This is a genomic window from Pseudoteredinibacter isoporae, assembly GCF_040372805.1.
GTDB lineage: Bacteria > Pseudomonadota > Gammaproteobacteria > Pseudomonadales > Cellvibrionaceae > Pseudoteredinibacter > Pseudoteredinibacter isoporae_A.
In genome coordinates this window covers 153247-167354 of the sequence record NZ_BAABWJ010000005.1, presented here as the reverse complement: position 1 = coordinate 167354, position 14108 = coordinate 153247, and the positions used below count along the sequence as shown (strand labels likewise).

16 protein-coding genes are annotated in these 14108 nt (G+C 50.2%); 15 read left to right on the top strand and 1 reads right to left on the bottom strand.

Features of this window, described 5'->3' with window-relative positions; translation table 11 throughout:
- Positions 1-47 precede the first annotated feature (47 nt).
- Complete coding sequence (locus tag ABWW03_RS12075) at positions 48-848, bottom strand: inositol monophosphatase family protein (RefSeq protein ID WP_353408590.1); 801 nt, start codon at positions 846-848, stop codon at positions 48-50.
- A 166-nt stretch (positions 849-1014) separates the two neighbouring features.
- Here ABWW03_RS12075 and trmJ point away from each other — a divergent pair, with 166 nt between their 5' ends.
- The 15 genes from trmJ to hisS all read left to right on the top strand — a co-directional run bounded on the left by trmJ (position 1015) and on the right by hisS (position 14009).
- Positions 1015-1818, top strand: coding sequence for a tRNA (cytosine(32)/uridine(32)-2'-O)-methyltransferase TrmJ (trmJ, locus tag ABWW03_RS12070; protein ID WP_353408589.1), 804 nt, complete (start codon positions 1015-1017; stop codon positions 1816-1818).
- A 143-nt stretch (positions 1819-1961) separates the two neighbouring features.
- On the top strand, positions 1962-2459 hold the full coding sequence (gene iscR, locus ABWW03_RS12065) for a Fe-S cluster assembly transcriptional regulator IscR (RefSeq protein WP_166843734.1): 498 nt from the start codon (positions 1962-1964) through the stop codon (positions 2457-2459).
- A gap of 45 nt (positions 2460-2504) precedes the next feature.
- Positions 2505-3719: an IscS subfamily cysteine desulfurase gene (locus ABWW03_RS12060; RefSeq protein WP_353408588.1), complete on the top strand. Its 1215-nt coding sequence runs from the start codon at positions 2505-2507 to the stop codon at positions 3717-3719.
- Between the two features lie 53 nt (positions 3720-3772).
- The gene (iscU, locus tag ABWW03_RS12055; protein ID WP_166843736.1) at positions 3773-4159 is read left to right on the top strand and encodes a Fe-S cluster assembly scaffold IscU; all 387 of its coding nucleotides are present in this window, start codon (positions 3773-3775) and stop codon (positions 4157-4159) included.
- A 56-nt stretch (positions 4160-4215) separates the two neighbouring features.
- Positions 4216-4539, top strand: a complete 324-nt coding sequence (gene iscA / locus ABWW03_RS12050; protein WP_353408587.1) for an iron-sulfur cluster assembly protein IscA — start codon at positions 4216-4218, stop codon at positions 4537-4539.
- Between the two features lie 102 nt (positions 4540-4641).
- On the top strand, positions 4642-5190 hold the full coding sequence (gene hscB / locus ABWW03_RS12045) for a Fe-S protein assembly co-chaperone HscB (protein WP_353408586.1): 549 nt from the start codon (positions 4642-4644) through the stop codon (positions 5188-5190).
- Positions 5191-5250: 60 nt separating this feature from the next.
- On the top strand, positions 5251-7125 hold the full coding sequence (gene hscA, locus ABWW03_RS12040; RefSeq protein WP_353408585.1) for a Fe-S protein assembly chaperone HscA: 1875 nt from the start codon (positions 5251-5253) through the stop codon (positions 7123-7125).
- A gap of 40 nt (positions 7126-7165) precedes the next feature.
- Entirely contained in the window at positions 7166-7504 is a 339-nt protein-coding gene (gene fdx / locus ABWW03_RS12035; RefSeq protein ID WP_353408584.1) for an ISC system 2Fe-2S type ferredoxin, read from the top strand.
- 21 nt (positions 7505-7525) lie between these two features.
- A complete protein-coding gene (iscX, locus tag ABWW03_RS12030; protein WP_353408583.1) occupies positions 7526-7732 on the top strand; it encodes a Fe-S cluster assembly protein IscX in 207 nt (68 codons plus the stop codon).
- A 451-nt stretch (positions 7733-8183) separates the two neighbouring features.
- Positions 8184-8609: a nucleoside-diphosphate kinase gene (gene ndk, locus ABWW03_RS12025; RefSeq protein ID WP_353408582.1), complete on the top strand. Its 426-nt coding sequence runs from the start codon at positions 8184-8186 to the stop codon at positions 8607-8609.
- A 16-nt stretch (positions 8610-8625) separates the two neighbouring features.
- Positions 8626-9765, top strand: a complete 1140-nt coding sequence (rlmN, locus tag ABWW03_RS12020; protein WP_353408581.1) for a 23S rRNA (adenine(2503)-C(2))-methyltransferase RlmN — start codon at positions 8626-8628, stop codon at positions 9763-9765.
- A gap of 16 nt (positions 9766-9781) precedes the next feature.
- A complete protein-coding gene (pilW, locus tag ABWW03_RS12015; RefSeq protein ID WP_353408580.1) occupies positions 9782-10549 on the top strand; it encodes a type IV pilus biogenesis/stability protein PilW in 768 nt (255 codons plus the stop codon).
- On the top strand, positions 10549-11550 hold the full coding sequence (locus tag ABWW03_RS12010; protein ID WP_353408579.1) for a RodZ domain-containing protein: 1002 nt from the start codon (positions 10549-10551) through the stop codon (positions 11548-11550). Before pilW ends, ABWW03_RS12010 begins: the two co-directional genes overlap by 1 nt.
- A gap of 13 nt (positions 11551-11563) precedes the next feature.
- Positions 11564-12679, top strand: coding sequence for a flavodoxin-dependent (E)-4-hydroxy-3-methylbut-2-enyl-diphosphate synthase (gene ispG, locus ABWW03_RS12005; protein WP_353408578.1), 1116 nt, complete (start codon positions 11564-11566; stop codon positions 12677-12679).
- Between the two features lie 40 nt (positions 12680-12719).
- The gene (gene hisS, locus ABWW03_RS12000) at positions 12720-14009 is read left to right on the top strand and encodes a histidine--tRNA ligase (protein ID WP_353408577.1); all 1290 of its coding nucleotides are present in this window, start codon (positions 12720-12722) and stop codon (positions 14007-14009) included.
- Positions 14010-14108: the final 99 nt, after the last annotated feature.

The window sequence follows — 14108 nt, the reverse complement described above, 5'->3', positions numbered from 1 at the left end:
CCAGCCCTTTTTTGTGTAGGCTTGGCTGTACTGCTTGATTGGGCGAGTTAGATGTTGCCCATCTGCTTGCCAACAATCTGAAGTAGGGGTTTGAAAACTTTTGGTGTGCCGCACACGATGTTGCCGCTGTCCATAAATCCATTTCCGCCTTTGAAGTCCGATACCAGGCCGCCGGCTTCTTTCACCAGCAATACACCGGCGGCAATGTCCCACTCTTGCAGGTTCATTTCCCAGAAGCCATCAAAACGGCCGGCAGCAACATAGGCTAAATCCAATGAAGCCGCGCCAGGGCGGCGAATGCCTGCTGTTTGGCCAGCAATTTCCTGTAGGGCTGCCAGATATGGGGTGATGTGCTCAAAGGCGTACCCGTTGAATGGGATGCCAGTGCCAATCAGCGCGCCATCCATGCCTTTACGAGGTGATACGCGAATGCGACGGCCATTCAACGTGGCGCCACGGCCACGGCTGGCGGTAAATTCTTCAAGGGTAATTGGGTTTAAAACAACGGCGTGTTCGATTTGGCCTTTGTATTTACAGGCAATAGAGACGGCAAAGTGGGGAATGCCATGAATGAAATTGGTGGTGCCATCCAGTGGGTCAATAATCCACTCATAGTCACTGTCGTTCCCAGGGCTCACGCCAGTCTCTTCACCGCGAATAGTATGCTCGGGGTAAGCCTTACGCAGATGATAAATAATCTCTTTTTCGGACGCTTGATCAATCTCGGTTACAAAATCATTGCGGCCTTTCTCTTCAAAGGCTACGACGTCAACGCGTTCCAGGGCGCGCTCAATAAGCTCGCCAGCCTTGCGTGCAGCACGCAGGGCGATATTCAGCATGGGTTCCATGGGTCACCAAATTCACTTGTCAAAGAACATAGGCTGCGGCTAGCACAGCAGTTGGCGGGCGATTATAGAGTAAAGCTCCCAGCTGCGCTAGCGACCGAAGGCAATCTCCGGTAGACTTGCCGCCGTTTTGGCCAGTGGCCATCCAAGTTAGAAAGCAGGAATCTCTATGGCCGACAGTCTAGCCCCCGAAAACAGCCAGCGTTTACAGAAAATCCGTATCGTACTAGTGAACACCTCGCACCCCGGCAATATAGGTGGGGTGGCGCGTGCCATGAAGAACATGGGTATGGCGAGCCTCTATCTGGTCGCGCCGAAAGAATATCCGGCTGATAAAGCGGTTTGGCGCGCCTCCAACGCGGTTGATGTGCTTGATGGCGCGGTTGTGGTTGATACCTTGGATGATGCCATCGCAGGCTGTGGCTTGGTGGTCGGTACTTCAGCCAGAGACCGTCGAATTCCATGGCCAATGTTGACCCCAAGAGAATGTGGCGAGCGGGCCTGGGCAGAGGCGGAGGAGCACGACGTGGCTCTGGTCTTTGGCCGAGAAGATCGGGGCTTAACCAATGAAGAGCTGCAAAAATGTAACTACCATGTGCATATTCCCAGCAATCCGGATTACAGCTCTCTGAACCTTGGTGCAGCCGTTCAGGTGCTGGCCTATGAAATGCGGCTAGCGTGTTTGGAGTACGAGCGTGAAGGCAGAGCCTTAAGCTTCGATGATTGGGATATGCCGCCAGCGAAAACGGAGGCTATGGAGCATTATTACGAGCATCTGCAGCAGACGCTGGAGCGAATTGGCTTTCTTGAGCCCAATAATCCACGCCAGACCATGACTCGCTTGCGCCGTTTGTACAGTCGAGTTCGCATGGATGAGATGGAGTTAAATATCCTCCGCGGTGTTTTAACCGCTATGCAGAACTACGTTTATCACACGGAGAATAAGCTTAAATCCAAAGAGTCTGATAGCTAACTGGCTGAGGGGCCTTGATTTATTGCGCAATCCTGACTGTAATGGTAGGGTATATACCTGAGTTGTTTACTAGGTGTTTATCTTGACTCGACTCATGGGTTTTTGAATAATGCGCGCCGCGCCCCAATGCTGGAAGCCTGATAATGAGACTAACAACAAAAGGCCGCTATGCGGTCACAGCAATGCTGGATTTAGCGCTCCATGCCGATAATGGCCCCATTAGTTTGGCGGGAATCTCCAAACGACAGGAGATCTCCCTTAGTTACCTGGAGCAATTGTTTTCCAAGCTGCGCCAGAACGACCTGGTGAGCAGTGTACGTGGCCCGGGTGGCGGCTACCGTTTGAGTCGATCCAGCGATGAAATCTTCGTTGCTCAGATCGTCGATGCGGTGAACGAATCCATTGATGCCACCAATTGTGGTGGCACTGGCAGTTGTCGCAATGGTGAAATTTGTTTAACACACCATCTATGGTGTGATCTAAGCGATCAGATCCACGATTTTCTCAGTGGCATCAGTCTGGCCAGCTTAGTGGCTCGCAAGGATATTCAAGAAGTATCCGAGCGTTTGGACAAAGAAGAAGCTCTGCAAAAGGCAGAGGCCGACTCAATGCAGCGCATCAGCGCATCCAGCTTGGGTTGATAACCGTGAACCCGGGCCAATGCCCGGGATATTGAAGGCTAAATCATGAAGTTACCGATTTACTTGGATTACTCTGCATCGACGCCAGTGGACCCTCGCGTGGCTGAAGCAATGATGAATTGCCTGACTATGGATGGTAATTTTGGTAATCCTGCTTCTCGCTCCCACGTTTATGGTTGGAAAGCTGAAGAAGCTGTTGAAAACGCTCGAGCTCAGGTGGCTGAGCTCATTAATGCCGATCCTCGCGAAATTGTATGGACGTCGGGCGCGACCGAATCCGACAACCTGGCAATCAAAGGTGTTGCTCACTTTAATGTGCGCAAAGGCAAGCACATTATTACATCCAAAATTGAACACAAAGCGGTACTCGATACCTGTCGCCAATTGGAGCGAGAAGGTTTTGAGGTGAGCTACTTGGAGCCCGATTCTGATGGTATGGTCACTGCACAGCAGGTTGCTGATGCCATTCGTGAAGATACGACCATTGTTTCCTTAATGCACGTGAACAATGAAATCGGCACCATCACTGATATTGCTGCGATTGGTGAAGTTTGTCGCGCAAATAAAGTATTTTTCCACGTCGATGCTGCGCAGAGCGCAGGCAAAATTGAAATCGACGTTGATGCCATGAAAGTCGATTTGATGTCTTTCTCAGCACATAAAGTGTATGGCCCTAAAGGCGTTGGTGCGCTGTATGTGCGTCGTAAGCCAAGAGTTCGCTTGGAAGCTCAAATTCATGGCGGTGGCCATGAGCGTGGTTTCCGTTCCGGTACACTGCCAACCCATCAGATTGTTGGCATGGGAGAAGCCTTTCGTTTGGCCAAGCTGGAAATGGAGCAGGATCAGGCGCACTGCAATGCGCTGAAAGATCAGCTCTGGAATGGCCTGAAAGATATGGAGCAAGTGACGGTTAATGGTGCTCTGGATCAGCGTGTGTCGACCAATATCAACATCAGTTTTGCTTATGTTGAAGGTGAGTCGCTGTTGATGTCTTTGCGTGACTTGGCAGTATCTTCTGGTTCAGCGTGTACTTCGGCCAGTCTTGAGCCTTCTTATGTATTGCGAGCTCTGGGTGTGGACGATGAAATGGCGCACAGCTCCATTCGTTTCAGTGTTGGGCGCTTCACCACGGCCGAAGAAATTGATTTCGTTATTGAAAAAGTCCGTCATGCTGTTGCCAAACTGCGCGAGTTGTCGCCACTTTGGGATATGTATAAAGACGGTGTTGATTTAAGTACAATCGAGTGGGCTGCGCACTAAGTGGCAGCTCAATCAGCAATAGCCTTTAGCCTTGGCTAAGGTGGAGTTAAAAAATGGCCTATAGCGATAAAGTAATTGATCATTATGAAAACCCTCGTAATGTAGGAAAGCTGGACGAATCTTCTGACAGTGTCGGTACCGGAATGGTTGGTGCGCCAGCCTGTGGTGATGTGATGCGTTTACAGATTCAGGTGAATGGCGAGGGTGTTATTGAAGACGCCAAGTTTAAAACGTACGGGTGCGGTTCTGCCATTGCCTCAAGCTCTCTGTTAACCGAATGGGTTAAGGGGAAAACATTGGGCGAAGCTGAAGCGATTAAAAATACCGAAATCGCGGAAGAGCTGGCTTTGCCACCAGTGAAAATCCACTGCTCGGTTCTGGCGGAAGATGCTATTAAAGCAGCGGTGCGTGATTTGCGAGAGAAGCGCGGCGAAGACTGAGTCTTTGTTTGACGCTTTTCCGTTTTTTGTGAAATAAAGAAGGTATTGGATAGATCATGTCATTAACGATGACGAACTCGGCAATTGAGCATGTGCAACGTCATCTCGCTTCGCGCGGGAAGGGTGTCGGTATTCGCGTGGGGGTTCAGACAACTGGCTGTTCCGGTTTGTCTTATGTGCTTGAGTTTGTTGATGATGTGAACCCGGAAGACAATACCTTTGATCAAGGTGGGTTTAGTTTGGTGGTTGACCCTAAAAGCTTGGCTTACCTCGATGGCACCGAATTGGATTTTGTTAAAGAAGGTCTCAATGAAGGCTTTCAGTTTAACAATCCTAATGCGAAAAATGCTTGCGGTTGTGGCGAGAGCTTCCACGTATAGCGTGCAATATAGATTGCTATAGGCGTCGCGTTATAGAGTTATACAAAAAAGCCGGGGCGTATTCCCCGGCTTTTTTGTATAACTTTCTGATTGAGTAAAATCATGGATTTAAGTGAAAACTTTTTTGCCTTGTACCAGTTGGATCCTGGCTTTGACATTGATATTGCTGCACTGAAGAAAACCCATCGGCAGTTGCAAATGCAATGCCATCCCGATAAGTTTGCCGCCGGCAGTGCCCAAGAACAACGTTTGGCGGTTCAGGCGATGGCCTACGTGAATCAGGCATTCGACACGTTGAGTGTCAATGTCAAGCGGGCCGAGTACTTGCTCGAATTGGCTGGCCTCGACAGCAATCTTGAAAATCAAACGCATCAAGATCCTGCTTTCTTAATGCAGCAAATGGAATGGCGTGAAGAGCTTGCCGAGTTGCGTCAGTTAATTCGTCAGGATGAGGCAGCTGCAGATACCAAGTTGCAGGCTTTGATGTCGAACCAGAAAACGCTGGAAAAGAATATTGAGTCTGAATTTGTTGCCCTGTATGAACAAGGGGATTACAAAGCATGCGTTGCTCCGCTTGCTAAAATGCATTTCACGAGTAAGTTTGCCAAAGAGTTGCGAGCGGTCGAAGACGAATTGCTCGATCTTGATTAAAGTCCGATAAATAGGGTTGCGCAGTTTCGGGTGCGCGACCAATCGTTATATAGGTATGTTGTGTTACTTCAGATTTCAGAACCCGGGCAAAGCGCTAAGCCTCACGAACGTAAGCTGGCAATTGGCATTGATCTCGGCACCAGTAATTCCGTTGTGGCCACTGTTCGAAGTGGCGAGCCTGTTGTGCTCGCGGATGAGGCGGGCCGTTCCATCTGTCCTTCGCTTGTGCACTACGCGGCTGATGGGGAAGTGATCGTAGGCCGAGAGGCCAGTGAGAAGCTGTTGAGTGATCCTGCAAATACGATCAGTTCCATTAAGCGATTGATGGGGCGGGGTGTCGAAGACAGCGAATCACTGGGGCACAGTTTGCCGTACACCTTTGCTGAAAAAGCCGGCTCTGGTGTGCCGTATATTGCTACGGCTGCCGGCGAGTTTAGCCCGGTAGAAATTTCTTCAGAAATCCTTAAGCATTTGGCGGCGCTCGGTGAGCGCAGTCTGTCATCGGGTTCCGCAACACAGTTAGATGGTGCTGTGATCACTGTGCCGGCTTACTTTGATGAGGCACAACGACAAGCAACTAAGGATGCGGCAACCCTGGCGGGTTTAAACGTTTTGCGTCTATTGAACGAACCGACTGCGGCGGCAGTAGCCTATGGCCTGGACCAGCAAGCTGAAGGGCTGATTGCGGTTTACGACTTGGGTGGCGGTACCTTTGATGTTTCCATTTTGCGTTTGAGCAAAGGTGTGTTTGAAGTTCTTTCCACCGGTGGCGATTCTGCGTTAGGTGGGGATGATTTTGACCAATCGATTGTTGAGTGGGTGTTGGCTCAATGTTCTCATGAGGGCGTTTTGACGCCGATAGAGCAGCGTGCCTTATTACTGAAGGCTCGCGACGCGAAGGAGCAACTGGCTACAGTCGAGTTGGTGAGCGTCGATTTTAATGGTCAGTTAGTCGAACTCAATCGCGAGTGTTTAGCTGAAATTTTGCAGCCACTGATTTCACGCAGCATCAAATCCTGTCGTCGTGCTTTGCGCGATGCCGATGTGAATGCTGATGAGGTCGACAATGTGGTTTTGGTGGGAGGCTCGACGCGCACACTTGCGGTGCGTAAAGCAGTTACCGATTTGTTTAAGCAGGAGCCGCTTGCGGATCTGGATCCGGATCGTGTCGTTGCTCTGGGCGCTGCTATTCAGGCTGATATTTTGGTTGGAAACAAGCCCGATAGTGAAATGCTGTTGCTTGATGTGATTCCACTGTCCTTGGGTATTGAAACCATGGGCGGTTTGGTTGAGCAGATTATCAGTCGAAATACTCCGATCCCTGTAGCCAAGGCCCAAGAATTTACGACCTTCAAAGACGGTCAAACGGCGATGGCGGTGCATGTTCTGCAGGGAGAGCGCGATCTGGTTACGGCCTGTCGCTCACTGGCGCGATTCGAATTGCGCGGCATCCCGCCAATGGTCGCTGGTGCAGCAAAAATTCGAGTGGTGTTTCAGGTGGATGCCGATGGTCTGTTGATGGTGTCTGCCGAAGAGCTAACCAGTGGTGTAAAAACCAGCGTGGACATCAAGCCTTCCTACGGTTTGGCCGATGATGACATCAGCCGCATGTTGCAGGATTCCTTCAGTCACGCCGAAGATGATATGCGGGCCAGAGCATTGCGTGAGCAGCAGGTGGAAGCGGAGCGAGTTCTGGAGGCTTTGGTACCTGCATTGGAAGCGGACGGTGATTTACTGAGCGACGAGGAAAGGCAAGCTATTGTTCAATCCATGGAGTCGCTACTGCAGGCGCGTCAATCGGCGGATAATCCTCGGGAAATTGAAGCTGCTATCGAAGTGGTTGCCCAACGTACGGATGACTTCGCGGCTCGACGCATGGACAGAAGTATCAAAGCTGCTCTGGCTGGTCAAAACCTGGATGATATCGATTCCTAATCGGGCGCAAAAACGCCGAATGTAATATTGAGTGTAAGTTATGCCGAAAATTGTATTTTTACCCAATGAGGAAATTTGCCCGGAAGGTGCCGAAGTAGAGGCCCAGAAAGGCGAAAGCATTGTGGATGCTGCGTTGCGCAATGGTATTGAAATCGAGCATGCCTGTGAGAAAAGCTGTGCGTGCACGACTTGCCATGTGGTGGTTCGTGAAGGTTATGATTCCCTTGAGGAAGCGGATGAGCTGGAAGACGATTATCTGGATAAGGCCTGGGGGTTGGAGCCCGATTCTCGTCTGGGGTGCCAGGCTAAGGTTGCCGATGAGGATCTTGTGGTCGAAATCCCCAAATACACCATCAATCAGGTATCTGAGCACCACTAGGCGCAAGCAGGCGAGGTCATTATGCAGGATTTACGTTGGACAGATGTAAACGATATCGCTATGGAGCTGTTTGATGCGCATCCCGATATCGACCCTCAGTTTGTTAATTTCGTCGATTTGCGGAATTGGGTTATGGCCCTGGAGGGCTTTAACGATGATCCGAATCGCTGTGGCGAGAAGGTTCTTGAAGCCATTCAGGCGGCATGGATAGAAGAGGCGGCCGATTAGCCGTTTTGTGGGCTTTTCGGTCAGGCTTGGTGAGCTTGAGTTAACAAATAAGCCTTTTGCCGAGAGTTTGCTCTCAAAAAGCTCAAATAAGGGTGTTTTGAGGCGATTTTACCTTCTTTAAGGCGCCCTTAAGCTATTTCACCGCTGACCTCACAAGTGTATAATCGGCGCCTCTGTCGATACTGGGGCATAGAGAGTCGGTTCAAGCCATTGTTACGTGTTATATCAGCTCGCATATGGCCAAAGGTTTATGTGTAAGTCGCTTATACTACGCTGGCCGTTAGCCCCAAACACCCAACAGATAAAACCCGTGCTTGCCAGAAAGTGGTGAGCACGGGTTTTCCGTATCCATAGTCACGGTCTGCGAGCGATCAGCTTGGCAGGGCCGGAGACCAACATGCTGCGGAACAACATTTTTTGAATCATAGATATTTTTTTGGAGATTAAACACATGGCGGTAGAACGCACTCTTTCCATCATTAAGCCAGATGCTGTAGCGAAAAACGTCATCGGCCAAATTAACGCTCGTTTTGAAGAAGCTGGTCTGAGCATTGTTGCGATGAAAATGGTCCAGCTGGACGACGAGAAAGCTGGCGGTTTCTACGCTGAGCACAAAGAGCGTCCTTTCTTTGGCGATTTGGTTTCTTTCATGACGTCTGGCCCAGTAGTGGTTCAGGTTTTGGAAGGCGAAGGCGCCATCGCTAAAAACCGTGACTTGATGGGTGCAACCAATCCTCAGGAAGCGGCGGCTGGCACCATCCGTGCTGATTTTGCTCAGAGTATTGATGCCAATGCGGTACACGGTTCCGACTCTGCGGCTTCTGCTGAGCGCGAAGTAGCTTACTTCTTCGCTGCTGACGAAATCTGCGCTCGCTAATTCAGGTGCTAGATTGATGTCCCTGTCGTCGCCGGAAACCGTAGAAAACAAAGTAAATTTGCTGGGTTTGTCTCAGCAAAAGCTGGAAGCCTTTTTCGAAGAAATGGGTGAGAAGCGCTTCCGTGCGGCACAGGTTCTCAAGTGGATCCACCAATTGGGTGTGGATTCATTTGATGACATGACCAATATCAGCAAAGCGCTGCGCGCCAAATTGACTGAGCGGGCTGAGATCAAAGCCCCAGAACTGATTCAGCAGTTCGATTCAGCCGATGGCACGCGCAAGTTTCTGATTCGCGTTACCGGTGGCAGTGCCATCGAAACCGTATTTATTCCCGATGGGGAACGTGGCACCTTATGTGTGTCCTCGCAAGTGGGTTGTTCACTTGATTGCAGTTTTTGTTCAACGGGAAAGCAGGGTTTTAACCGTGACTTGAGCGCAGCAGAAATTATTGGCCAAGTGTGGATTGCTGCAAAATCTTTTGGTCAGTTTGGTGAAGACCGACCTCGTAAGATCACTAATGTGGTGATGATGGGCATGGGCGAACCTCTGCTCAATTTTGATAACGTTGTTGATTCCATGAATCTCATGATGCACGACAACTGTTACGGAATTTCAAAGCGTCGGGTGACACTGAGTACTTCAGGTGTGGTACCTGCGCTGGATAAACTGGATGGCCTGACGGACGCCTGTTTGGCGATTTCATTGCACGCGCCGAATGACGAATTGCGCAATGAGTTGGTGCCTATCAACAAGAAATATCCGATTGCCATGCTGCTCGATAGTGCCAAGCGCTACATTGAGAACTTGCCGGACAATCGTCGTAAAATTACCATTGAGTACACCTTGATCGATCAGGTAAATGATCGCCCGGAGCATGCCCGAGAGTTGGCGCAGTTGTTACGGGATATTCCGGTGAAAATTAACTTGATTCCTTTTAACCCGTTCCCAATGTCGGATTATAAGCGGGTGAGTAATAATAGTTTGCGTCGCTTTCAGGATATAATGACTCAAGAAGGGTATATTACTACTGTGCGCACCACGCGCGGTGATGATATCGATGCTGCTTGCGGGCAGTTGGCGGGCAGCGTGAATGACCGCACCCGTCGCTCGGAGCGCTATCAGGAACAAGCGGTTCGCATTATCAATAACGCATAGAAGTGGAATAAACACGATGACTCGCAGCCTTGTAAAAACCATGATAACAAGTTGGCTGTTGTTGTGCTTAACAGCCTGTGTAACCACCTATGACAGGGTGCAGAAAAAGCCCGACATGCAAAAGGCAATGAAAACCCACATTCGCCTAGGCTTAGAGTATCTGCGTCAGAACAATCTCGATTCCTCTCGTTTTCATTTTAATAAAGCTTTGAAAATCGACCCGAATTCGGCCGGCGCCCACAGTGGTATGGCGGCTCTGATGCTGCGCGAGGGTGACGATGACAATGCCGAGCGTTTTTATGAAAGGGCGATTCGCCTGGATAGCACATTGTCATTGGCGCGTAATAATTACGGTTCATTTTTGTATGGCAAAAAGCGATATGCCGAAGCGCTTATTCAATTTCAGTATGCCGCGAATGATCTGAACTATGATCGACGCCCGTTGGCTTTCAACAATGTCGGCCTGACTCAGTTGGCGTTAGGGAATATCAACGCCGCAGAAAAAGCCTTTGCACGTTCGATAACGCTGAACCCCAATATGGCCAGGCCCTATATCGAGTTAGCGAGCATTGCTAAAAACAAATCGGAATACCGAGCGGCTATCCAACTGCTGGATCAATACCACATGATTTCACCTTTCTCACCACGGTCAGTCCAATTGGAATTGGAAGTGGCCAAAGTGCTGGGAGATAAAAATCGAGAGTCCAGTGCGCAGATGAAGCTGAAAAATATGTTTCCTAATGGCAATCAAAATCAGAGACGTAATTCGGGTACACAGCGCTAATGTCTGAACTAGACACAAACAATAATAATGAAGCCCCCGGACCAGGCGCGATCATTTCCTATGCCCGCGAGCAGTTGGGCATAAGCTCAACTGATTTGGCGGCTGAACTCAAGATCACCAAGCACAAGCTGATTCTGATTGAGGGTAATGAATTTGAACAGGTAGGCACGCCTACTTTTGTGCGAGGCTACCTGCGCAATGCGGCTCGGGTATTGCAACTGGATGTCGATATGTTGCTGGCTGAGTACGATGCATTTGCTTCAGATGTCACGCAGTTTGACGTGGAAGACGAGTCTGAGGCTCATTCAGAAAAAGGGCGATCCTTCAAGGCAATATGGGCGTTGCCAATGTTGCTGCTGTTTGGCCTTGTGTGGTGGCTGGCTCAGGATGGGGAAGAGCGCCAGAAAGCCAACATAGCCACTTCCAGCGCTTCAACAACGGCTGATCAAAAAAGCACAGTGCGCAAACCGGCGATAGAAACAACTGCGCAGGCGGAAGAAGGTGCGTTTGAAGGCACAGCTGCTTCGTCAGAAGACCGTGTTGAACAGAGCGATTCCGCAGCGTCCAATGAAAGTGTACAGACAAATATTGAAGGCTCCGAAATTGATACGCCAGCCAACGTTTCCGTATCTGCCCAAGAGACCTTGGAAAATACTGCACCGCTTAATGAGCCGGCGACAGAGACGGCTGTGACCCGTTCCAATGGCGGCTCTCTCCTTGATGAAGAGCGGGCAGAAACGGTAGAGAGCGAAAAGATTGAGGGTGAAAAGGTTTTGCTTTTCCGCTTTAAAGACAGTTGCTGGTTGCAAGTACGCGACGCTACAGGTAAGCGCTTGTACAGTAATACCAAAGAAGCAGGCCAGCAGTTACGCTTACAGGGTGTAGCACCGTTCCGAGTCAATCTTGGGAACGTTCGAGCCGTTGAATTAGACGTGGATGGCGAGGCCTATCCGCTTGAAGCTCGTTCCGGCCGTAAAACTCTCGCCATTACGATTCCCTGATACAGATCCGATTATGCATTTTGAATCCCCGATAAAACGCCGAAAATCCAGGCAAATCATGGTAGGCGATGTGCCAGTGGGTGGCGATGCCCCCATTTCCGTTCAGAGCATGACCAACACGGACACGTGTGATGTTGAGGCCACCGTAGGTCAGATTACTGCCTTGCAAGATGCGGGAGCGGATATCGTTCGTGTCTCTGTCCCCACCTTGGACGCCGCAGAGGCTTTCGGTGAAATACGTAAGGCCGTGAACATTCCGTTGGTGGCCGATATCCATTTTGATTACCGCATCGCATTGCGAGTTGCGGATCTCGGCGTGGATTGTCTGCGCATCAACCCAGGTAACATCGGTCGTGAAAAGCGAATCGCCGCGGTGGTAGAAAAGGCTCGAGACCTGAATATTCCTATTCGCATCGGCGTTAATGCCGGTTCTTTGGAAAAAGATCTGCAAAAAAAATACGGCGAACCTACGCCAGAAGCCATTGTGGAGTCCGCGCTGCGTCACGTAGATATTCTGGATAAGATGAACTTCCAGGATTTCAAAGTCAGTGTAAAAGCGTCGGATGTGTTTATGGCGGTGGCAGCGTATCGTCAATTGGCGACTCAGATTGAGCAACCTTTGCATCTGGGCATTACTGAAGCCGGTGGCCTTCGTTCTGGCACCGTGAAATCCGCAGTGGGTTTGGGTATGTTGCTTATGGATGGCATCGGCGATACTTTGCGAGTGTCTCTGGCGGCTGACCCAGTTGAAGAAGTGAAGGTTGGTTGGGATATTTTAAAAAGCCTCAAGCTGCGCGCGAAAGGGATTAATTTTATCGCTTGTCCCAGTTGTTCACGACAGAACTTTGATGTGGTGCAAACCATGAATCAGTTGGAAGAACGTTTGGATGACATTCGTACGCCGATGGATGTGTCAGTGATTGGCTGCGTGGTGAATGGTCCAGGTGAAGCAAAAGAGTCTGATGTTGGGCTGGCTGGCGGCACACCAAGTCATTCCATTTATATTGATGGTCAGGCCGATCATAAGCTTGGGAAAGAGAATCTCGTCGACAATCTTGAGCGTATTATTCGTAAAAAGGCGGCCGAGAAAGAAGAAGCTGAAAAAGATTTAATCGTAAAGGCGCCTTAGGTTTAAAAAGAACCTAAAGCAAAACGAAAAAGGTATTAGTTTGAAAAAGATTCAAGCCATTCGAGGAATGAATGATTTACTGCCCGAGCAATCGGTGCAATGGCAGTATCTGGAAAAGGCCGTACGCGATTGTGTGGCCAGCTACGGCTATCAGGAAATCCGTTTCCCGATCGTAGAGTCAACGGATTTGTTTAAGCGATCCATCGGTGAAGTGACGGACATCGTTGAAAAAGAAATGTACACCTTCGATGACCGTAATGGCGACAGTATTACTTTGCGCCCTGAAGGTACGGCGTCTTGTGTGCGAGCCTGTGAACAGCACGGCCTTCTATACAATCAAACCCAGCGCCTGTGGTATGCGGGTCCGATGTTTCGCTACGAACGCCCACAAAAGGGCAGATTGCGCCAGTTCCATCAAATTGGTGTTGAGGCCTACGGTATGGCCGGTCCGGACATTGATGCTGAGCTGCTGCTGTTGACTGCCAGTCTATGGCGTCAACTGGGTGTGATCGATGCGCTGACCCTGGAAATTAACAGCCTGGGTTCCAATGAGGCGCGTGAATCCTATAAAGCTGCTTTGGTCGCCTATCTAAGTGAGCGTAAAGATCAGCTGGACGAAGACAGTCAGCGTCGCTTGGACAGCAACCCTTTGCGTATTTTAGACAGCAAGAATTCCGGTACCCAAGCGCTACTGGATCAGGCGCCGCAGCTGCTGGATTACCTCGATGCGGAGTCCCGAACACATTTTGAACAGGTGCAGCGTCTGCTCACTGAGGCCGGCGTTGAGTTTCGTGTGAACCCAAGGCTGGTTCGTGGGCTGGATTACTATTCGAAGACGGTGTTTGAATGGGTGACCGACAAGCTGGGTGCTCAAGGTACCGTGTGTGCTGGCGGCCGTTATGATGGCCTGATTGAGCAACTGGGCGGTAAGCCTAATAGCGCGGTGGGTTTTGCCATGGGGGTAGAGCGACTGGTATTGCTGCTGGAAGCTCTTGATCGCTTCCCTGACACCTTACCAGCAGCTGCCGACATCTATATTGTTGCGGCGAGTCATGATGTTGAAAGGGCGCAATGCGCTGCAGCGAAACTGGCAGAATCTGTACGGGCTGAACTCAGCGGCTATCGCGTGGTCAATCATTGCGGTGGCGGCAGTTTCAAGAGTCAGCTGAAAAAAGCTGATCGAAGCGGTGCCAGCATTGCGTTGATTCTCGGTGATCAGGAACTGGAGCAGAATCAGGTATTGATCAAGCCTTTGCGTGGCCAGAGTGATCAGCAGGCCGTGGCAAGCGAGCAACTGCTGCCCACCTTGGCGGGAATATTGGGCAGTTAAATGAGAGACTAATAAGCCCTAGGGCTTATTAGTTGCATGTGATAGGCTAGCGGGCTTTCTTGGCTAAGGCCTCGTTGACAACAAAGTCCTGTGTAGAAA